The organism is Streptomyces sp. NPDC041784, assembly GCF_055591025.1.
The window spans coordinates 67,212-87,764 of record NZ_JBVJAB010000014.1 but is presented as its reverse complement, the minus strand read 5'-3'; the positions used below and the strand labels follow the sequence as shown (position 1 = coordinate 87,764).

The following is a 20,553-nucleotide window of genomic DNA, read 5'->3' as shown; positions in this document are numbered from 1 at the left end:
GCTGACGGAGGCTGTGATGTCCGGGCTTGCCGACGCGCTGGTGATCGCGGCCGTGGCTGTTGTGGTGATCGTGCGGCAGTTCCGTGCGAGCCGTGTCGACACGGACCGGCGGTGGTGGGTCCTGCCCGGGATCCTCGCCGTCGTGGCTCTGCGCGAGCCCGGCCTTCTCGACGCGCACCGGCACATGGCGTCGGCCGCGGTGCTCGGCGCCGAGCTGCTCGTGGGCGTGGCCATGGGAGCCGGCTGGGCCTGGACCACCCGCATATGGGCGGAGCCGGACGGCGCGGTGTGGAGCAAGAGCACCAAGGCGAGCGCGGTCGTCTGGATCGCCGGCCTCGGCCTGCGCGTCGGCCTCTTCGTCCTGGGCGCGATGGTGGGCATCCACCAGAACGGCTCTGCCCTGCTCCTGGCACTCGCGGCCACTCTGCTGGTCCGCTCCGGGATCCTGATGTGGCGTGTGAGCGCTCTGCACGGGGTTCTCGCGCGCGGCGCCGCGTACGGTGGCCACCCCGTGCCCCGGTCCGCGTGGAAGGAGCGCGTGTGACGGAGAACGTCTGGACACGCTGGCCCTCTCGCGAGGCGCTGGGCCCCAAGGAGATCTCGCGGCCCAGGCGGCTGCTGGCCTGGGCCGTGCGGCTGCTGGTGCTCGGCGCGCTGCTGTGGAGCGCGTTCCACGACGGCCGGATCCATGGATGGGCCGCGGTCGCCGGGGGCCTCGGGGTGATCGTGGCCGGTGGGCTCGCCTGGGCGTTGTTCCGGACGACGTTCCAGCACCGGCTGTGGCCCTCCCTCGGGCTGGTCCTCCTGCTGCTGGGGCTGGCCGTCGGGGCCCAGGCCGTGGGTTTCGGCACTCCGGCCGTCGTCCTGTGGTGCGGATGCGCCATGGCGGCGCTGGAGCGACTGCCTCTCGGGGCCGCTCTGCCGGTGGCCTCCCTCGGTTTCGCCGCGTTCGCCGTGGTCAACGGGGATGAGTGGCCGACCACCGCCGTCATCGTCGGAGGCATGGCCCTCGCCGGGTACGCGCTGCGACTGGATGCCGAGGCCCGGGGTAGCGCCCAGCGGCTGCTCGCCCAGGAACGGGCGGCCAGAGCTGCCGAGGCGGAGTCGGCGGCCCTGGCGGAGCGGGCCCGTATCGCCCGGGAGATCCACGACGTACTGGCGCACAGCCTTTCGGCGCAGCTGGTGCATCTGGAGGCCGCCCGGCTGCTGATCGAGCGGGGCGCGGACCGTACGCAGATTCTCGAGCGTGTGGTGGCGGCACGTGGGATGGCTCGTGACGGGCTGGACGAGACCCGGCAGGCGCTCTCCGCGCTGAGAGGTGACCTGACGCCGCTGGAGGAATTCCTGAGCGGCCTCGTTCGCCAGGCCGACGGAGCCGAGGTCGCTGTCCAGGGTGAACGCAGAGCACTGCCGGCCGAGGCCGCGCAGGCCGTGCGCAGGGTCGCGCAGGAGGCCCTGACGAACGTCCGCAAGCACGCTCCCGGCGCGAAGGTGCGCGTACGGCTGCAGTACGCCGCCCATGAAGTGACCCTGGACGTGCGGGACTCGGGGGGTTCGCCGGGTGAACTCGCGGAGGCGGGGGGCGGGTACGGTCTGCTGGGTATGCGCGAGCGCGCCGAACTGCTGGGCGGGTCGCTCGTCGCGGGACCGGGCGAGGAAGGGTTCGTGGTGACGCTGAGGGTGCCGGTATGACGGAGGAGGCGGGCAGCCGTTCGGCCAGGGTCGTGGTGGCGGACGACCAGACCGTCGTCCGGGAAGGCATCGTGATGCTGCTCGGCCTGCTGCCGGGGATCGAGGTGGTGGGCGCCGCGGGGGACGGCGACGAGGCGGTGAAGCTGGTCGCCGAACTCGCCCCGGACGTGGTGCTGATGGACCTGCGCATGCCCCGCTGCGACGGAGTCGAGGCCACACGCCGCATCCGGGCGGAGCACCCCGGTACGCAGGTCGTGGTGCTCACGACGTACGCGGACGACGAGTCCCTGTTCCCGGCGCTGAAGGCGGGCGCGCGCGGGTACCTCACCAAGGACGCGGGCGGGGAGGAGATCGTGCGAGCCGTGCACAGCGTCCTGTCCGGGGACGCGGGGCTGTCGCCGAGTGTCCAACGGCGGCTCCTGGAGCGCCTCTCGGCGCCCGAGCCGGAGCCGGCGGAGCCCGTCGAGCCACCGGACGGGCTGACCACACGGGAGATGGAGGTGCTGCTGCTGATCGCCGAAGGACTCAGCAACCAGGAGATCGGCCGCAGGCTGCATGTGTCCACGGCGACGGTGAAGACCCACATCAACAACATGTTCGCCAAGACGGGGATCAAGGACCGTGCCCAGGCGGTGCGTTACGCGTACAGGAAAGGGCTGGTTCGGCCGTCGGCGGGGTGAATGGCCCGTTGGTCACCTGATGGGGTGAAGTGCGCGAGGAAGAAGAGTCATGGATCTTCCCGTTCTGTCCATCCTTGGGCATGCAGTCAAGCAACGGTCGTGCCCGCGACGACGGGGACGGTCCCGAGAGATCGGGCGAGCACCACCAGGGCCGGGGTCCGGCGTTCGTCGACGTGCCGGGAGACGTGCGCTACGAGGACCCGTGGTACGACGCGCTCGCGTCGGGCTGGGGCGAGCCGGGCGCCGGGAGCACCCCCGGAGCCGAGGTGCCGGCGGCCCGCCGGGAGGGGGAGGTCGAGGCCGTGGCGGCGGCCCAGGTCTACCTGGAGGTGCAGCGCAGCGCGGCCTTCCAGGAGGTGCGCAGCCGGTACCGACGGTTCGTGGGGCCGGCCGTCGCAGGGTTCTTCCTCTGGTACGTGGGATACGTCGTGACCGCGACGGCCGCACCCGGGTTCATGGCGCGGCCCGTGGCGGGCGCGGTGAACGTGGCGTTGCTCGCGGGGCTCGGACAGTTCCTCAGCACGTTCCTGCTCACCTGGGCCTACACCCGGCACGCTCGGCTGCGGCGGGACCGTGCGGCGCTGGAACTGCGCTGGGACACGCAGGAGCTGACGCGGGGCGCGAGGGGCGGTGTCTCGTGACCGGCAACCATCAGACGCTGGCGTTGTTGCTGTTCAGCGCCTTTGTCGCGGTCACGTTGGGGATCACGACGTGGGTGAGCCGCCACCGGCACGGTTCGGAGGAGGAGTTCTACGCCGGCGGGCGGTTGTTCTCGCCGATGGAGAATGGTTTTGCCATCGCGGGCGACTACATGTCGGCCGCCTCCTTCCTCGGTATCTCCGGGCTCATCGCGCTCTACGGCTACGACGGGCTGCTGTACTCGGTGGGCTTCCTCGTGGCCTGGCTGGTGGTGCTGTTCCTCGTCGCCGAACTGGTGCGCAACTGTGGGCGGTTCACGCTCGCGGACGTGGTGGCCGCGCGGATGAGGGAGCGGCCGGTGCGGATCGCGGCGGGAACTTCCTCGGTCACCGTGTCCGTTCTGTACCTGGTGGCGCAGATGGTGGGGGCGGGCAGCCTGGTCGCGCTGCTGCTGGGGAACACGAGCGAGGCGGCCCAGTCCTGGGCGGTCATCGGCGTCGGCGCGCTCATGGTGATCTATGTGTCGTTGGGAGGGATGCGGGCCACCACATGGATTCAGATCGTCAAGGCGGTACTGCTGCTCGCCGGCACGATCGTGCTCACGGTGCTGGTCCTGGTGCGCTTCCACGGTGACTTCGATCGGATGCTGCTGACGGCGGCCGAGCGCAGCGGGCACGGTGCGGCGTTCCTGGCGCCCGGGCTGAAGTACGGCGGGGACTGGACGGCCCGCTTCGACTTCATGAGCCTGGGACTGGCGCTCGTGCTGGGCACGGCGGGACTGCCGCACATCCTGGCGCGCTTCTACACCGTGCCGACCGCGCGGGCGGCCCGGCGGTCCGTCGTCTGGTCGATCGGGCTCATCGGCGGCTTCTACCTGATGACGATCGTCCTCGGGTTCGGGGCGGCGGCCATCGTCGGCCCGGACGCCGTGCGCGGCTCGAACGCGGCGGGGAACACGGCCGTGCCGCTGCTGGCCCTGGACCTCGGCGGCGGCGCCGACTCCACAGGGGGCACGGTCCTGTTCGCGATCGTGGCGGCCGTCGCCTTCGCCACGATCCTCGCGGTCGTGGCCGGGATCACGCTCGCCTCCTCGGCGTCGGTGGCCCACGACCTGTACGCCTCTCTGCGCCGCCGGGACGCGAAACCGCGCAGCGAGGTGGCGGTGGCACGGGCGGCCGCCGTTGGGATCGGCGTGGTCGCGATCGCCCTGGGCCTGCTGGCCCGCGATCTCAACGTGGCCTTCCTGGTGGGCCTCGCCTTCGCGGTCGCGGCCTCCGCGAACCTGCCGGTCCTGCTCTACTCGCTGTTCTGGCGGGGCTTCACCACCCGGGGTGCCGTGTGGGCGGTGTACGGCGGTCTGGTGCCGGCCCTGGTGCTCGTGATGCTGTCCCCGGTGGTGTCGGGCAGCCCCGACTCGCTCTTCCCGGGCGTGGACATCCAGTACTTCCCGCTCCAGAACCCGGGGCTGGTTTCGATCCCGCTGGGCTTCCTCGCGGGCTGGCTCGGCACGGTCACCTCCGCCGAGGTCGCGGACGAGGCCAAGCACGCGGAGACCGAGGTGCGGTCACTGACAGGGGCGGGGGCCGTGTAGCGGGCGGCGCCGGCGCCTTCACTGTCGTAAGCCATCCACGATCTGCACCGCCGAACGGCACCCGGCTCCACGATCTGCACCCTCGAACGGCACAGGGCTCCACGGACCGTGTCCTCAGGTGCGGGTCGCCCAGATGTAGCGGTGTTCCGGGCGGCCCGCGTCGCCGTATTTCAGGGTCAGCCGGGCCCTCCCCGTGCGCTCCAGGAGCTTCAGATAGCGCTGGGCGGTCTGGCGGCTCACCCCCGTCCGGTCGGCGATCTCCAGAGCCGACAGGGGCCCTTCGGCGTTCATCAGGGACTGGCGGACCAGTTCGGCGGTGGTGGGGGAGTGCCCTTTGGGGAGGCCGGGCTCCGAGGGGGCGGACAGTGCGCCGAAGATGCGGTCGACATCGGCCTGTTCGGCCTCGCCACCACCGTCGAGGGTGCGACGCAGATCGGCGTACGCCTCCAGCTTGGCGCGCAGACCGGCGAAGGCGAACGGCTTGACCAGGTATTGGAGGGCGCCCTGGCGCATCGCGGCCTGCACCGTCGAGACGTCCCGCGCCGCCGTCACCATGATCACGTCGGCCTGGTGGCCGCGTCGGCGCATCTCCTGTACGACCTCCAGACCCGTCTCGTCGGGCAGGTAGTGGTCCAGCAGGACCAGGTCCAGCTGCGGCAACAGCTCCAGCTGGCGCAGCGCCTCCGCCGCGCTGTGCGCCTCGGCGGCCACCCGGAAGCCGGGCACCTTCTCGACGTAGGCGGCGTTGACCTGGGCGACCCTGGTGTCGTCGTCCACGACCAGGACCTGGATCATCGCGTCTCCTCCTCGACAGTGCGGTGCGACGGTGCGGACAGGGCGGGTTCCGTGGCGGGTTCCGGACCGGGCTCGGCGGGGGTGGGCTTCCGACCGGGTTCCTGACCGCCCTCCGGTTCAGGCTCGGCCAGGGCCTCCGGCAGGACGACGGTGAACTCGGCGCCTCCGCCGGACGCCTCGCCCACCGTGGCACGGCCGCCCTGACGCTCGGCGAGCCGGCGCACCAGGGAGAGCCCGATACCGCGCTTGCCGTGCGCGGGCGGCGTCTTCGTGGACCAGCCCTCGGTGAAGATCAACTCGCGCTGCCCGACCGGGATGCCCGGCCCTGTGTCCCGTACCCGCAGGATCGCCGTGCGCCCCTCGGCGCGCAGTTCGACCTCCACGCGCGCGTGGAGGGTGCCCGCGACGGCGTCGAGCGCGTTGTCCACCAGGTTGCCGACGACCGTCACCAGCCCGCGCGGGTCGACCAGACGGTCCGGGAGCCGGGTGCGGTCCGAGACCCACAGGGCGACGCCCCGCTCGGCCGCGACGGTCGCCTTGCCGACCAGCAGGGCGGCGAGCAGCGGGTCCTCGATTCTCTCGGTCACCTGCTCCGCGGTCGCCCGGTGATCGCCGACCACCTCTCCCACGAAGTCCACGGCGTCGTCGTACATCTCCAGTTCGAGCAGCCCGAGCAGGGTGTGCATACGGTTGGCGTGCTCGTGGTCCTGGGCGCGCAGGGCGTCGATGAGACCGTGCGTGGAGTCGAGTTCGCGGCCGAGCTGCTCCAGTTCGGTCCGGTCACGCAGGGTGGCGACCGCGCCGCCGTCGTCGGTGGGCATGCGGTTGGCGACCAGGACGCGCTGTCCGCGTACGGCGATCAGGTCGGTGCCGGTCACCCGGCCGGCCAGCACATCGGCCGTACGGCCCTCGCCGAGCGCCTCGTCGGGCGAGCGGCCCACCGCCTCGTCACCGATGCCCAGAAGGCGCTGAGCCTCGTCGTTGAGCAGGCGCACGCGGCCGGCGCGGTCCAGGGCGACGACGCCCTCCCGGATGCCGTGCAGCATCGCCTCGCGCTCCGCGAGCAGCGCCGAGATATCGGAGAAGGCCAGGTCACGGGTCTGCCGCTGGACTCGGCGGGAGATCAGCCAGGCGGCCAGGGCGCCCACGGCGAGGGCGCCGCCGGCGTACGCGAACAGCCCCGGGATCGCGTGGATCAGCCGGGCCCGGACACTGTCGTACTCGATACCGACCGAGACCGCCCCGATGATCGTGCCGTCGCTGTCGCGCAGGGGCACCTTGCCGCGGGCCGAGCGGCCCAGGGTGCCGTTGTCGATCTCCATGACCTCCTCGCCGGCCAGGGCCTGGCTGGGGTCCGTCGAGACATGGCCGCCGACCTCCTCGGGGTCGGTGTGCGACCAGCGCGTGCCATGGACGTCCAGCACGACGACGTACTCGGCGCCGCTGGCCTTGCGGATCCGCTCCGCCTCCCGCTGCACCGGCCCGTCGACCGAGGGCGTGGTGTCCTGGAGGTCCTCGGCGATCTGGGGCATCGCCGCGGTGGTCTGCGCGATGGCGAGCGCGCGGCGCATCGCCTGGTCGTCCAGCTGGTCGCTGAGCGGGGCCAGGAACAGCCCGGTCGCGAGCACCACGACTCCCGCGGCGATCGCCAGCTGCATCAGCAGCACCTGCGAGAACACGCGCCTGGGCATGCCGAGGCGCAGGCGACGGGCGGGGGGAGTCGGGCTCATACCCACGACGGTACGTGGGCGGGCCGGTGCAGCCGTAGGGGTGTGTGGTGTGGATCTCTTCGGCCCGCCCGGCGGTCAGCCGGGTACGTGCCGGGTACGTTCGGTCCTCTGTCGCTCGCCCCGGGCGCGCGCGGGCGTCTCAGCCGGCCACGCCTGCGATCGTCAGCTCGTGCACGGCCACCACGTCCATTCGCGCGGGTGACCCGAGGACCGAGGCCCCGCAGCTCTCCTCGCGGGGCGGCTGGGAGGCGGCCTGGGCCACCACGACCCGCCAGTGGCGGCCGTCGGTGTGCGCGACGGTCACCTCCCAGCGCGGTGCCCCACCGTGTGTGGCGACGACGGTGAGCGCCTCCGCCGCGTTCTCGCCGACCGCCCTGCGCACGGCCAGCTCCGCCGCCTGGCCGGGCCGTTCCCAGGCCGAGCTGCCCCGGCACCCCTCCAGGACGATCCGGCCGTCCTGGACGCCGTGCAGGACTTCCTTGATGGTGTGGGCCTCGGCCCGGCCGTACGCGTACCCGTGCGGAAGGACGAGCACGGTGGGGGAGAAGCGATGACCCCCCAGATGGGTGACCTCCCAGATGCCCTCCACCTCCGACGCGGCGAGTTCGGCGGCGAGGGGACGGCCGAGGAGCGCGCAGCAGCGGTCGCGCTTGCCGTTGGTGCAGACGAGGGCCAGCGGGTCGCCGGTGTGGGGCCCGCCCCGCAGCGCGGTGTCGAAGGTGCGGTGGTCGCCCTGGCCGAGCGCGGCGAAGTCGAGGTCCAGCAGCTGCCGCGGATCGTGGGTCCAGGCGCTGCGCAGCCACACCCGCCCGGGGACGGTGTGCGCCGCGTACACCTGGCGCAGGGGCGGGGTGCCGAAGTCCGCGTGGCGTCCGGGACGCCGGATGAGCGCGACACGGACGCCGGTGCCCTGCGCGGCCGCTTCCAGGGCGCGGCCCAGGACGGGGTCGAGGTGGCTCTGCACCAGCGCTTTCGCACCCCAGGGGCCTGGCTGTTCCAGGAGGAGCCAGGTCGATGCCGTGGCCGCGGTACCGGAAATGGGCTCGCCGAGATTCCGCGAGACGGTCGCGCACGTACTCACAGAGGTGAGCCTAACCTGACTTGACGCGGAGCGACTTCCCACCGCGCCTGTGGATCACTGTGCGGTGGCGGGGACATGGCTGTGCGCCCGGCCGCGCTCCAGGTCAGGCGCCTTCTCGTGGGTCAGGCGACTTCTCGGCACGGCCGCACGTCAGGACCGGCACAGCCGCACGTCAGGACCGGTGCGTCCTGCTCGGGCCGGTGTGGCCTGCTCGGGGAGGGGCCGGCACGGCCTACTCGGGCAGGGGCTGGGGCGGCGTCGGGCCCACGTAGTGCCCGCTCGGGCGCATCCGCAGGGGCCGCTCCCCGTACTCCTCCAGGGCGTGGGCGATCCAGCCCGCCGTACGGGCGACGGCGAAGATCGTCTCGCCGGCCGACGGCTCCATGCCGCTGGAGGCGGTGAGGACGGCGAGCGCCAGGTCCACGTTGGCGTGCAGCGGGGTGTGCCGGGCGGTCGTGGTCACGATGTCGCGGGCCGCCGCGAGCGCGGGCGCGGCGTCGGGGATCTCCTCCAGGAGGGCGAACAGGGCACGCGCGCGTGGGTCCTCACCGGAGTAGAGCCGGTGGCCGAGACCCGGGACACGGCGGCCGGCCCGCAGCTCCTCCGCGATCACCGGGGTGGCGTTGCCCACGGCGAGCACGTCGAGCAGCAGCCGGTGGGCGCCTCCGCTCGCCGCGCCGTGCAGGGTGCCCTCGATGACCCCGAGCCCCGCGGAGACGGCCGCGTAGGGGTGCGCGCGGGCGGACGCGGCGACGCGGACCGCGAGTGTCGAGGCGGCCAGATCGTGGTCGACGAGCAGACCGAGCGCCGTGTCCAGGACCCGCAGCTCGGCCGGCTCGGGGGAGCGCCCGCTGAGCCGCGCCCACAGACGCCCGGCCAGTGGGCCCTCGTCGCCATGAGCGGGACGTTTCGGGGGCAGCGCGGCGACGAGGGTGGGGATCAGGATGCGCGCGGTGCCGAGCACGGCCTCCTCGGACAGATCGAACCGCAGCGGGTCCGTGACCGCGGCGGCGACGGCGGCCACCCTCAGCCGGTCGGTGGGGCCGCTGTGGTCGGGCAGCGCCTCGACCGCGCGGCGGGCGGCCTCGACCGAGGGATCGGGGGCGGTGAAGACGACCCCGGGGCGTATCCGGCCGGTCCAGAGCCACTCGGCGACCTCTTCGTAGGAGTGCCGGGCGGCCAGTTCGGTCGCGTCGGCGCCCCGGAAGTAGTACCGGTCCTTGTCGATGAACGTGAGGCGGGTGCGCACGGACAGGTCGGCGCCGGTCCCCGGACTCCCGCCACCCTCCCGTCGGCCGCGCCGCGCGAGCGCCTCGACCTCCCGGGCGTCCAGCGTGCTGCCCCGGCCGCCGGGCGCGCGCCGGCTGCTGAGCCGGCCACGGCTGACGTACGCGTACACGGTCTCGGGCTTCACCCCGAGCAGCTCGGCGGCCTCCTGGGTGCTCAGCCGTCGTTCCGGGTCGGCGGGGCCGGGGTCGTGATCGCGCATGGGGTCACCGTAACCGCCCGGTCGGCGGCACACAGAAGGTGCGGCACCTTGAGGTGCCGGACCTGGCGTGGTGACGTGGATCAGCTCCCGGGGGCGCTCACGCGTCGGGGATGTCGGCCCTGGCGCGCAGCAGCGTTTCCCGCGTGATGACGACGATCCGCTCGTAGTCGGCACGCGAGGCGTCGGCCGGGAGGTCCCCGTCGAGCTTCTCCGTCGCGTCCGTGCCGATCACGGCGAAGTTCCCGTCGGCCAACTCGAAGATGTCGGGGCAGTTGCCGCCTCCCGTGCTCCCCCGTTCGCTGGGGGACACACCGATCCGACGGATGATCTGACTCACTGTTGGTTCCTCTGACTTTCAAGGCTGAACTTCGCTGAAGGGAGTGCGCGCACGGCGAATGCGGGGCGAGAAGGCAGCCCTGTGGGGCGCGTTCGTCATCCGGCGGCGTGAACGACGGTCTTATGGAGTCGCTCTACGCGATCACGTTGTGAGTCAACCCCAGCCGTGTCTGGGACAACGCCGTACTTCATCCGTTCGTTATGGGCCGTCGGCGTGAAGCTGCGGGCGTGCGCCCTCACTCGACGGGCGGCTCGCCCACCACCCACCACTCGTCGATGTCCGCTTCCTCGAGTTGGCGCAGGAGTTCATCGACCATCCGCCCCAGAGCGGCCTCGTCCGAGTCGTCGGGGAGCGTCGCGCGCTGGCCCTGCGTCGCGTACCAGTACTCCCGCACGACCGGGTTCTGGAGCAGGCCGCGCACGCGGCCGTGAAACTCCTCCCGGCTGAGATTGCCGATGCGGTAGTAGAACAGCAGGTTCGTGTAGAGGGCGTTCGCGAAGAGGTACTGCCGTCGCTTCTGCGGAGACGCCGGGGCCTCGAAGATGTCCAGCACCTCCGCCAGCTCGGGACTGTCGATGGCTTTGCTCAGCAGTTCCCAGTGGAGCCGCTGCTGATGGGCGAGGTTCGTGTGGCGATGGTCCTGGGCCGCCGCCTCGAGGTGGTCGAGTCGCGCGCGCAGCGCGTCGAGCGTGTGCCGCTGCGCGGCCAGTGCGGCGAGGGCACCGGCGGCCAGGCCGAGGCCCGCCGCCGCGAGGGGGACGAGTCCCCGTGCCCGAGACTTCCGTGTGGCCATGTCAACCCCCGAATCAGGCGGCCGTGCGCCGGTCGTCGGGATACGGGTGGACAGACGGGGACCGGCGAGCGGTGGGCGGCGCTTGCCGTCTCCCAGAGTGCCGAGCGGCTCTGATCGGCGGGGGAGGCGGAGGGGAGGCGCACGGAGGGAAGTGAGGGTCGCACGCCAGGGCGCCTTGCCTGACGTCTGCCCCGCGGGTGCTGCTAACAATCGTTCACTTCGCGGGCTTTCCTCCGGCTCGTATCCTGGGCCCGCATTCATTCCTCGTACGCGCGCCGCAGCCGTGAGCCGGTGCGCGCGCAGGTGTCAGAGAGGTCGCACGGTGACGCACAGCCCCAGTCCGCAGCAGATCCCGGTCGTCGTACTCGCCGGATTCCTCGGCTCGGGCAAGACGACCCTGCTCAACCACCTGCTGCACCGCAGCGGGGGCAGCCGGATCGGCGCGATCGTCAACGACTTCGGCGCCATCGAGATCGACGCCATGGCCGTGGCCGGCGCGCTCGGGGACTCCACCGTCTCCCTCGGCAACGGCTGTCTGTGCTGTGCCGTCGACGCCAGTGAGCTGGACGTCTACCTCGAACGGCTGGCCCGGCCCGCCACCGGCATCGACGTCGTCGTGATCGAGGCCAGCGGCCTCGCCGAACCCCAGGAACTCGTACGGATGCTGCTCGCCAGCGACCACCCGGGGATCGTGTACGGCGGACTCGTCGAGGTCGTCGACGCGGCCGAGTTCGACGAGACCAGGGCGAAGCACCCCGAGATCGACCGGCATCTCGCCCTCGCCGATCTCGTCGTCGTGAACAAGCTCGACCGCGCGCCCGACGCCGATCGCGTCCTCGGGCTCGTCCGCACCCTCACCGACCGGGCCGCCGTCGTCCCGGCCACCTATGGCCGTGTCGACCCGGAGTTCCTCTTCGACTGCCGGCCGAGCGAGGAGCGCATCGGGCAGCTGTCCTTCGACGACCTGCACCGGCACGGCGACGCGGATGCGCACGGCGATGCGGATGCGCACGGCGACGCGGATACGCACGGCGATTCCGACGCACACGGCGGCTCCGGCCCGCACCACGGCCACCTGCACGCCGCCTACGACAGCGTCTCCTTCGTCTCCGGAGTCCCCCTCGACCCGCGCCGGCTGATGCGGTTCCTCGACAGCAGGCCGGAGGGGCTCTACCGGATCAAGGGGTACGTCGACTTCGGCGCCCACGATGTCGTCAACCGGTACGCGGTGCACGCCGTCGGCCGCTTCCTGCGCTTCTACCCGGAGCCCTGGGGCAGCGGATCCGGCGACGACCGCCTCACCCAGCTCGTCCTCATCGGCTCCGGCGTCGACGCACCCGCGCTGGTCAAGGAGCTGGAGGCCTGCCGGAGCGACGCCCCGCACACCGCCGACGAACACGGCATGTGGGGCGTCCTCCGCTACGTCCAGGACCCCGAGGACTCCCTGCCCGAGGGTGTCGAGGCCTAAGGACCTGTCCGGCGGACGGGCCTAGACCGGCCCCGCCACCACCCCCACGGTCTTCGCCAGCGACACACCCGAGCCGTCACGGCGCGGGTCGATCTCCGGCAGCTCGGCGGGCAGGCCGTTCTTCTGGGCGGCCTTCGCCGGTGTGGGGCCCGCCCAGGCGAACGCCAGGCAGTCCTCGCCCTTCAGGAACCGCTGGCAGCGCACACCGCCGGTGGCACGGCCCTTGCGCGGGTACTGGTCGAACGGCGTCACCTTGGCCGTCGTCTGGACGGAGTCGTCCAGCGTGCCGCGCGAGCCGGCCACCGTGAAGACCACCGCGTCGGCCGCCGGGTCCACCGCGGAGAACGAGATCACCTTCGCGCCCTCGGTGAGCTTGATACCCGCCATACCGCCGGCCGGGCGGCCCTGCGGGCGGACCTGCGCGGCCTGGTAGCGCAGCAGCTGGGCGTCGTCGGTGATGAAGACCAGGTCCTCCTCGCCGGTGCGCAGCTCCAGCGCGCCCACGATCCGGTCGCCCTCCTTGAGGGTGATGACCTCCAGCTCGTCCTTGTTGGAGGGATAGTCGGGCACCACCCGCTTGACCACGCCCTGCTCGGTGCCCAGGGCCAGACCCGGCGACGACTCGTCGAGCGTGATCAGGCAGACCACCGTCTCGTCGCCCTCCAGGGAGACGAACTCCGACAGCGGGGCGCCGCCCGAGAGGTTGGGCGCCGACGCCGTGTCCGGGAGCTGCGGCAGGTCGACGACGTTGATCCGCAGCAGCCGGCCCGCCGAGGTGACCGCGCCGATCTCCCCGCGCGCGGTGGCCGGCACGGCGGAGACGATCACGTCGTGCTTGGCGCGCTTGCCGTCCTCGTCCTCGGCGAAGGGCTCGGCGTTCGCCGTGCGGGCCAGCAGGCCCGTGGAGGACAGCAGGACCCGGCAGGGGTCGTCCGCGACCTGGAGCGGCACGGCGGAGGCCGCACTGCCCGACGACTCCATCAGGACCGTACGGCGCTCGGTGCCGAACTTCTTGGCCACCGCGGCCAGTTCGGCGGAGACCAGCTTGCGCAGCTCCGCGTCCGACTCCAGGATCCGGGTCAGCTCGGCGATCTCCGCGTTGAGCCGCTCCTTCTCCGCGTCCAGCTCGATGCGGTCGTACTTGGTCAGACGGCGCAGGGGCGTGTCCAGGATGTACTGGGTCTGGATGTCCGACAGCGAGAAGCGCTCCATCAGGCGCTCCTTCGCCTGCGCGCTGTTCTCGCTGGACCGGATCAGCCGGATGACCTCGTCGATGTCGACGAGCGCCGTCAGCAGGCCCTCCACCAGGTGCAGCCGGTCGCGGCGCTTGGTGCGGCGGAACTCGCTGCGCCGGCGGACGACGTTGAAGCGGTGGTCGAGGTAGACCTCCAGCAGTTCCTTCAGGCCCAGCGTGAGCGGCTGGCCGTCCACCAGCGCCACGTTGTTGATGCCGAAGGACTCCTCCATCGGCGTCAGCTTGTAGAGCTGCTCCAGGACCGCCTCCGGCACGAAGCCGTTCTTGATCTCGATGACCAGGCGCAGGCCGTGCGCGCGGTCGGTGAGGTCCTTGACGTCGGCGATGCCCTGGATCTTCTTCGAGCCGACCAGGTCCTTGATCTTCGCGATGACCTTCTCGGGGCCGACCGTGAAGGGCAGTTCGGTGATCACCAGGCCCTTGCGGCGGGCGGTCACGGTCTCCACCGACACCGTGGCGCGGATCTTGAAGGTGCCGCGGCCCGTCTCGTACGCGTCCCGGATGCCGGAGAGGCCGACGACCCGGCCGCCGGTGGGCAGGTCGGGGCCCGGGACGAACTTCATCAGGGCGTCCAGATCCGCGTTGGGGTGGCGGATCAGATGACGGGCGGCCGCGATCACCTCGCCCAGGTTGTGCGGCGGCATGTTCGTGGCCATGCCGACCGCGATCCCGGACGAGCCGTTGACCAGCAGGTTCGGGAACGCGGCGGGCAGCGCCACCGGCTCCTGCTCCTGGCCGTCGTAGTTGGGCGTGAAGTCGACCGTGTCCTCGTCGATCGACTCCGTCATCAGGCTCGTCGCCTCGGCCTGGCGGCACTCGGTGTACCGCATCGCGGCCGGCGGGTCGTCGTTGCCCAGCGAGCCGAAGTTGCCGTGGCCGTCGACCAGCGGCACGCGCATGGAGAAGGGCTGGGCCATCCGCACCAGGGCGTCGTAGATCGACGCGTCGCCGTGCGGGTGCAGCTTGCCCATGACCTCGCCGACCACGCGCGCGCACTTCACATAGCCGCGGTCGGGGCGCAGCCCCATCTCGTTCATCTGGTAGACGATGCGGCGGTGCACCGGCTTGAGGCCGTCGCGGGCGTCAGGCAGGGCGCGGGAGTAGATGACCGAGTACGCGTACTCGAGGAAGGAGCCCTGCATCTCGTCGACGACGTCGATGTCGAGGATCCGCTCCTCGTACGAGTCGTCGGGCGGCGGGGTCTTCGTGCTGCGGCGGGCCATCGCTGCCGGCTCCTTGCTGAGGCGTGGGACGGGATCTGACGCGGACCATTGTGGACCGTGGCACTGACAAGACGGGCCAGGACCCGGTGTCGGCCGCCCGCCCCGGTGCAGGGAGGCGCCGTACCTGCCACGGTTGCCCGCAGGCTACGCCATCGCGTCGGCGTCCCCTTTCCCGCTCTCGATTCTCGCTCTCGGCGTACGACCTCCGGGAACTTCGCCGACCGACCGCACGCTTGCATAAAGTGACAGGACCGGCAGGAACCGCGCGGTTTCGACGACCGCGTCCGCGATCGGAAGGGATGTACATGCCCATGGGTCACACGGCCACAGACCAGGCAGGCACCGGGGGCCTGACAGCGACCGAGCACCGCCTGGCCAACGGGCTGCGCGTGGTGCTCTCGGAGGACCATCTGACCCCCGTCGCGGCGGTGTGCCTCTGGTACGACGTCGGCTCGCGCCATGAAGTCAAGGGCCGTACCGGCCTGGCTCACCTTTTCGAGCACCTGATGTTCCAGGGCTCCGGGCAGGTCAAGGGCAACGGCCACTTCGAACTGGTCCAGGGCGCCGGCGGCTCGCTCAACGGCACCACCAGCTTCGAGCGCACCAACTACTTCGAGACCATGCCCGCCCACCAGCTGGAGCTCGCCCTCTGGCTGGAGGCCGACCGCATGGGCTCCCTGCTGGCCGCCCTGGACGACGAGTCCATGGAGAACCAGCGCGACGTGGTGAAGAACGAGCGCCGCCAGCGCTACGACAACGTCCCCTACGGCACCGCGTTCGAGCGGCTGACCGCGCTCGCCTACCCGGACGGCCACCCCTACCACCACACGCCGATCGGCTCGATGGCCGACCTGGACGCGGCGACGCTGGAGGACGCGCGCGCCTTCTTCCGCACGTACTACGCGCCCAACAACGCCGTCCTGTCGGTCGTCGGCGACATCGACCCGGAGCGCACGCTCGCCTGGATCGAGAAGTACTTCGGCTCCATCCCCGCCCACGACGGCAAGCCCGCCCCGCGCGACGGCGCGCTCCCCGAGGTCATGGGCGAGCAGCTGCGCGAGATCGTCGAGGAGGAGGTCCCGGCCCGCGCCCTGATGGCCGCCTACCGTCTGCCGCACGACGGCACGCGCGCGTGCGACGCGGCCGACCTGGCGCTCACCGCCCTCGGCGGCGGCGAGTCCTCCCGCCTGTACAACCGGCTGGTGCGCCGCGACCGTACGGCCGTCGCGGCCGGCTTCGGCCTGCTGCGGCTCTCCGGGGCCCCCTCCCTGGGCTGGCTGGACGTGAAGACGTCCGGGGACGTCGAGGTGCCCGTCATCGAGGCCGCCATCGACGAGGAACTCGCCCGGTTCGCCGAGGAGGGCCCGACGGCCGAGGAAATGGAACGCGCCCAGGCCCAGTTGGAGCGCGAGTGGCTGGACCGGCTCGGCACGGTCGCCGGCCGCGCGGACGAACTGTGCCGCTTCGCCGTCCTGTTCGGCGACCCGCAGCTCGCCCTGACCGCCGTCCAGCGCGTGCTGGAGGTGACGCCCGAGGAGGTGCGGGAGGTCGCCAAGGCCCGCCTGCGCCCCGACAACCGCGCGGTGCTCGTCTACGAGCCGACCGCCCCCGAAGCCACCGCCGACCAGGACGAGAACGAGGAGGCGGCCCAGTGACCGAGCTCGCCGCGATGGAGTTCCACCCGCAGCCCCACGCGGGCGAGGCCAAGCCGTGGGCGTTCCCGGCGCCCGAGCGCGGCACGCTGGACAACGGCCTGACCGTGCTGCACTGCCACCGCCCCGGCCAGCAGGTCGTCGCCGTCGAGGTCATCCTCGACGCGCCCCTGGACGCCGAGCCGGACGGTCTGGACGGCGTCGCCACGATCATGGCGCGGGCCTTCTCCGAGGGCACCGACAAGCACTCCGCCGAGGAGTTCGCCGCCGAGCTGGAGCGCTGCGGTGCCACCCTCGACGCGCACGCAGACCACCCCGGTGTCCGCCTGAGCCTGGAGGTCCCGGCCTCGCGTCTGCCGAAGGCGCTCGGCCTGGTCGCCGACGCCCTGCGCGCGCCCGCGTTCGCCGACAGCGAGGTCGAGCGCCTCGTCCGCAACCGCCTGGACGAGATCCCGCACGAGCTGGCCAACCCCTCCCGCCGCGCCGCCAAGGAACTGTCCAAGGAGCTGTTCCCGGCCACCGTGCGCATGTCGCGGCCCCGCCAGGGCACCGCGGACACGGTCGAGAAGATCGACTCCGCCGCCGTACGGGCCTTCTACGAGAAGCACGTCCGGCCCGCCACGGGCACCGCCGTGATCGTCGGCGACCTCACCGGCGTCGACCTGGAGGCGCTGCTGGGCGACACCCTGGGCGCCTGGACGGGCTCTCAGGCCCAGCCGCGGCCCGTTCCGCCGGTGACCGCCGACGACGCCGGCCGGGTCGTCATCGTGGACCGCCCGGGTGCCGTCCAGACGCAGCTGCTGATCGGCCGGATCGGCGCCGACCGGCACGACCGGGTGTGGGCGGCACAGGTGCTCGGCACGTACTGCCTGGGCGGCACCCTCACCTCCCGCCTGGACCGCGTCCTGCGCGAGGAGAAGGGCTACACCTACGGCGTGCGGGCGTTCGGCCAGGTCCTGCGCTCCGCCCCGGACGGCACGGGTGCCGCGATGCTCGCCATCAGCGGCTCCGTCGACACCCCGAACACCGGGCCGGCCCTCGACGACCTGTGGAAGGTGCTGCGCACCCTCGCCGCCGAGGGGCTCACCGACGCCGAACGCGACGTCGCCGTGCAGAACCTGGTCGGAGTGGCGCCGCTGAAGTACGAGACCGCCGCGGCCGTCGCGAGCACGCTCGCCGACCAGGTCGAGCAGTACCTGCCCGACGACTACCAGGCCACGCTCTACCAGCAGTTGGCCGCGACCGGCACCGTGGAGGCCACCGCGGCCGCCGTGAGCGCCTTCCCGGTGGACCGCCTGGTGACCGTCCTCGTGGGCGACGCCTCCCAGATCAAGGAGGCCGTGGAGGCCCTCGGGATCGGCGAGGTGAAGGTCGTCTCCGCCGAGTAGCCGCGCACAACGGCACACGCGTGTGGGGGCCCTGGGGGACGGAGAGGTCACCAGGGCCCTCAGATGTCCGAATTGATGCGGAGGCTGCCTGTCTGGCCTGTGGCGTGCGCTACAAAAACCGTGATCCGTTTGAGGATTGAAAGCGGCGGCGCATAGCGTCATGCGGGCTGTTCGTCGGGCAGTGCGCCGCATCCGCGGCACCGGACAGTCATCGCCGAGTCCCCGTACGGCGCGAGCCAGGGGAGCCGGGGACCCACTCTGTGCAGTCCCTGGGGTGAATCGGACGCCCGCGCGAACGCGAGGGGGCCCGTAGGAGACCTTCCTGCTCCGAACCCGTCAGCTAACCCGGTAGGCGAGAAGGAAGGAAAGGACCGCTCAACTTCATGGCGTTCACCTGCGCCACCGGGAAGCACCGTCGTCCCAGCCGGATGCAGCGCACCACCGCCCGCGCGGCGGGTGTGGCGGCGCTCACCACCACCGGTGTCATGGCCACCGTTGCCTCCTCCCCGGCCTTCGCCGCGGAGCCCACCCCCGAACAGACCGGGCTGATCCCCGTCGTCACCGCCGGCGAGGCCGTCGCCGAGCAGATCGACGACCAGGTCGTCGCGCAGAAGGAGGCCGCCTTCGAGGAGGCCGCCCGCGAGGCTGCCGCCAAGAAGGCCGAGGAGGAGCGCGAGGCACGCGTGCGTGCCGCCCGCGAGGCCGAGCGCAAGCGCCTCAACACGTTCGTGCTGCCGATCAGCGGCTCCTACGTGTCCACCGGCTACCAGGCCAGCAGCTCCCTGTGGTCCTCCGGCAGCCACACCGGCGTCGACTTCCACGCCGCCAGCGGCACCTCGGTGCACGCGGTCGGCCTGGGCACCGTCGTGGAGGCCGGCTGGGGCGGGGCGTACGGCAACCAGGTCGTCATCAAGATGAACGACGGCACGTACACCCAGTACGGTCACCTGTCGTCCATCGGCGTCTCGGTGGGCCAGCAGGTCACCCCGGGCCAGCAGATCGGCCTGTCCGGCGCGACCGGCAACGTCACCGGCGCGCACCTGCACTTCGAGGCCCGCACGACGGCGGAGTACGGCTCGGACATGGACCCGGTCGCCTACCTCCGCGCGCACGGCGTGAACATCTGACGACACACGGCGACAGATCGTGCAGCCCCGGCCCCCTCGGCCGGGGCTTTCGTCGTTTTCGGGACCCCGCTGTCCAAAAAATATCCCTGGATTCCGGCCCGCCGTCGGAAATTCCGGCTCATTGCAATAGAGTCACGGAACACACGTCAATCGTCGACGTTTCACGGGGATTAAGGCGGAGGTCGGTCATGCGTATTCCGGCGCATTCGGTGTGCACGGCGATCCGGGACGACATCGTCGCGGGTGTCTACGAGCGCGGCAGCCGCCTCACCGAGGAACTTCTCGCCCGCCGCTACGGTGTTTCCCGGGTCCCTGTCCGCGAGGCGCTGCGCACCCTGGAGGCCGAGGGCTTCGTCGTCACGCGGCGGCACGCGGGCGCGTGCGTCGCGGAGCCGACCGAGCACGAGGCGGCCGACCTGCTGGAGATGCGCATGCTCCTGGAACCGCTCGGGGCCGCGCGGGCCGCCCAGCGGCGCACCGAGGCCCATCTGAAGGTGCTGCGCGGACTGGTCCGGCTGGGCCAGGAGCGGGCCAGGAGGGGCAACAGCGAGGATCTGCGCTCCCTGGGCGGCTGGTTCCACGAGACGCTCGCCCAGGCCTCCGGAAGCCATGCCCTGACCTCGATGCTCACCCAGCTCCGGCACAAGATCGCTTGGATGTACGCGGTGGACGCCCCGGCCGACCCGGTGGAGTCCTGGGCCCAGCACGGCGCGATCGTGGACGCGGTGGCGCGCGGCGACGGCGAGCGCGCGCGGGCGGTCACGGCGCTGCACACCGAGCGCGCGACGGCCGTGCACCGGCTGCGCTTTTCCGGCGGGACCGAGCGCGCCGACCGTGTGAGGACTTCGCAACCTCCCGTAAACATGACGGGTCTGCGGCATTAACACGGGGGCCGTATACAAAGAAGGGATATTTGGCGGAGAGGTATTTCCGCTGCCCTTTTCGTTGCGCGCCCGGAAATTCCGGTGACGCGCTCTTCGCATGCCCGGGTCCGGGTTTCCGGGTATGCCGCCGGTAATTCCTCGCCGGGTCGGCGACAGCCCGGCCCGGCAAAACACCGGCCCGGCGAAAACGCGGCCCGGTGAAAGCCGTACCCGGCGCTGGCCCGGCCCGGTGAACCCGGCCTGAGCCCCCTGAGCTGCCCTGGGCGGCTGTGCGGAAGCCGGCCGGGAACCGCGGAGCCGCGCCGCCCCTGAGGGCGACGCGGCTCGGCGTGTGACTCGACCCGGAACTCAGACGGTCTCGGGAAGCTCCTCGAGACCCTCGGCGACCAGCTTCGCCAGCCGGTCGAGGGCGGCGTCCGCACCCTCGGCGTCGGTGGCGAGGACGATCTCCTCGCCACCCTGGGCGCCGAGGCCGAGGACGGCCAGCATGGAGGCCGCGTTGACGGGGTTGCCGTCGGCCTTGGCGATCGTTACCGGGACGCCTGCGGCCGTGGCGGCTCGGACGAAGATGGAAGCGGGGCGGGCGTGGAGGCCCTCGGCCCAGCCGACGTTGACGCGGCGCTCAGCCATGTGTTGCTGCCCTTCGGTTCTCATGTTGTCTAGACCAGTGTTCCACACGTGAAGCCTGAGAGGAACGGGTCATGCGTCCCGTTCCCCTGGTGGTGGTCG

Annotated in this window: 18 protein-coding genes and 1 riboswitch; of the genes, 10 read left to right on the top strand and 8 right to left on the bottom strand. The window is 71.9% G+C overall.

The features are described from left to right. Positions 1 to 16 precede the first annotated feature (16 nt). The 5 genes from ACZ6D7_RS28145 to ACZ6D7_RS28125 all read left to right on the top strand — a co-directional run bounded on the left by ACZ6D7_RS28145 (position 17) and on the right by ACZ6D7_RS28125 (position 4,602). On the top strand, positions 17 to 544 hold the full coding sequence (locus tag ACZ6D7_RS28145; RefSeq protein ID WP_469496421.1) for a DUF1453 domain-containing protein: 528 nt from the start codon (positions 17 to 19) through the stop codon (positions 542 to 544). Further along, positions 541 to 1,692, top strand: coding sequence for a sensor histidine kinase (locus tag ACZ6D7_RS28140; RefSeq protein ID WP_469496419.1), 1,152 nt, complete (start codon positions 541 to 543; stop codon positions 1,690 to 1,692). The genes ACZ6D7_RS28145 and ACZ6D7_RS28140 overlap by 4 nt, the downstream gene beginning before the upstream one ends. After that, positions 1,689 to 2,372, top strand: coding sequence for a response regulator transcription factor (locus ACZ6D7_RS28135; protein WP_469496416.1), 684 nt, complete (start codon positions 1,689 to 1,691; stop codon positions 2,370 to 2,372). The genes ACZ6D7_RS28140 and ACZ6D7_RS28135 overlap by 4 nt, the downstream gene beginning before the upstream one ends. A gap of 80 nt (positions 2,373 to 2,452) precedes the next feature. Then, positions 2,453 to 3,013, top strand: a complete 561-nt coding sequence (locus ACZ6D7_RS28130) for a DUF485 domain-containing protein (RefSeq protein ID WP_469496415.1) — start codon at positions 2,453 to 2,455, stop codon at positions 3,011 to 3,013. Further along, positions 3,010 to 4,602: a solute symporter family protein gene (locus ACZ6D7_RS28125; RefSeq protein WP_469496412.1), complete on the top strand. Its 1,593-nt coding sequence runs from the start codon at positions 3,010 to 3,012 to the stop codon at positions 4,600 to 4,602. The genes ACZ6D7_RS28130 and ACZ6D7_RS28125 overlap by 4 nt, the downstream gene beginning before the upstream one ends. 114 nt (positions 4,603 to 4,716) lie before the next feature. On the opposite strand, the gene ACZ6D7_RS28120 is transcribed toward ACZ6D7_RS28125, so the two are convergent. The 6 genes from ACZ6D7_RS28120 to ACZ6D7_RS28095 form a co-directional block, all read right to left on the bottom strand. Beyond that, positions 4,717 to 5,397: a response regulator gene (locus ACZ6D7_RS28120; protein ID WP_469496409.1), complete on the bottom strand. Its 681-nt coding sequence runs from the start codon at positions 5,395 to 5,397 to the stop codon at positions 4,717 to 4,719. Further along, positions 5,394 to 7,127 carry an ATP-binding protein gene (locus ACZ6D7_RS28115; protein ID WP_469496407.1) on the bottom strand — a complete coding sequence of 578 codons (1,734 nt, stop codon included), beginning with the start codon at positions 7,125 to 7,127 and terminating at the stop codon, positions 5,394 to 5,396. Before ACZ6D7_RS28115 ends, ACZ6D7_RS28120 begins: the two co-directional genes overlap by 4 nt. A 139-nt stretch (positions 7,128 to 7,266) precedes the next feature. Next, a complete protein-coding gene (locus ACZ6D7_RS28110; protein ID WP_469496404.1) occupies positions 7,267 to 8,208 on the bottom strand; it encodes a sucrase ferredoxin in 942 nt (313 codons plus the stop codon). Positions 8,209 to 8,440: 232 nt separating this feature from the next. After that, positions 8,441 to 9,697, bottom strand: coding sequence for a citrate/2-methylcitrate synthase (locus ACZ6D7_RS28105; protein WP_469496401.1), 1,257 nt, complete (start codon positions 9,695 to 9,697; stop codon positions 8,441 to 8,443). Between the two features lie 97 nt (positions 9,698 to 9,794). Further along, positions 9,795 to 10,034 (bottom strand): hypothetical protein, encoded by a 240-nt coding sequence (locus ACZ6D7_RS28100; RefSeq protein ID WP_469496398.1) that lies wholly within the window; start codon positions 10,032 to 10,034, stop codon positions 9,795 to 9,797. A 235-nt stretch (positions 10,035 to 10,269) separates the two neighbouring features. Further along, positions 10,270 to 10,827 (bottom strand): DUF6082 family protein, encoded by a 558-nt coding sequence (locus ACZ6D7_RS28095; protein ID WP_469496396.1) that lies wholly within the window; start codon positions 10,825 to 10,827, stop codon positions 10,270 to 10,272. A 322-nt stretch (positions 10,828 to 11,149) separates the two neighbouring features. Here ACZ6D7_RS28095 and ACZ6D7_RS28090 point away from each other — a divergent pair, with 322 nt between their 5' ends. After that, positions 11,150 to 12,295, top strand: a complete 1,146-nt coding sequence (locus tag ACZ6D7_RS28090; RefSeq protein WP_469496393.1) for a CobW family GTP-binding protein — start codon at positions 11,150 to 11,152, stop codon at positions 12,293 to 12,295. A gap of 21 nt (positions 12,296 to 12,316) precedes the next feature. On the opposite strand, the gene ACZ6D7_RS28085 is transcribed toward ACZ6D7_RS28090, so the two are convergent. Then, a complete protein-coding gene (locus tag ACZ6D7_RS28085; protein ID WP_469496391.1) occupies positions 12,317 to 14,773 on the bottom strand; it encodes a DNA gyrase/topoisomerase IV subunit A in 2,457 nt (818 codons plus the stop codon). Positions 14,774 to 15,078: 305 nt separating this feature from the next. Between ACZ6D7_RS28085 and ACZ6D7_RS28080 the strand changes: the two genes are divergently transcribed. The 4 genes from ACZ6D7_RS28080 to ACZ6D7_RS28065 all read left to right on the top strand — a co-directional run bounded on the left by ACZ6D7_RS28080 (position 15,079) and on the right by ACZ6D7_RS28065 (position 19,824). After that, positions 15,079 to 16,428, top strand: coding sequence for a M16 family metallopeptidase (locus ACZ6D7_RS28080; protein WP_469496388.1), 1,350 nt, complete (start codon positions 15,079 to 15,081; stop codon positions 16,426 to 16,428). Continuing rightward, positions 16,425 to 17,813, top strand: coding sequence for a M16 family metallopeptidase (locus ACZ6D7_RS28075; RefSeq protein ID WP_469496386.1), 1,389 nt, complete (start codon positions 16,425 to 16,427; stop codon positions 17,811 to 17,813). Before ACZ6D7_RS28080 ends, ACZ6D7_RS28075 begins: the two co-directional genes overlap by 4 nt. Positions 17,814 to 18,015: 202 nt before the next feature. After that, positions 18,016 to 18,182, top strand: a riboswitch (cyclic di-AMP (ydaO/yuaA leader). Positions 18,183 to 18,196: 14 nt separating this feature from the next. Next, entirely contained in the window at positions 18,197 to 18,940 is a 744-nt protein-coding gene (locus tag ACZ6D7_RS28070) for a M23 family metallopeptidase (protein ID WP_469496383.1), read from the top strand. 188 nt (positions 18,941 to 19,128) lie between these two features. Next, on the top strand, positions 19,129 to 19,824 hold the full coding sequence (locus tag ACZ6D7_RS28065; RefSeq protein WP_469496380.1) for a GntR family transcriptional regulator: 696 nt from the start codon (positions 19,129 to 19,131) through the stop codon (positions 19,822 to 19,824). A gap of 348 nt (positions 19,825 to 20,172) precedes the next feature. Here the strand turns inward: ACZ6D7_RS28065 and ACZ6D7_RS28060 are convergent, their stop codons facing one another. Then, positions 20,173 to 20,454, bottom strand: a complete 282-nt coding sequence (locus tag ACZ6D7_RS28060) for an HPr family phosphocarrier protein (protein WP_469496377.1) — start codon at positions 20,452 to 20,454, stop codon at positions 20,173 to 20,175. Between the last annotated feature and the right edge of the window lie 99 nt (positions 20,455 to 20,553).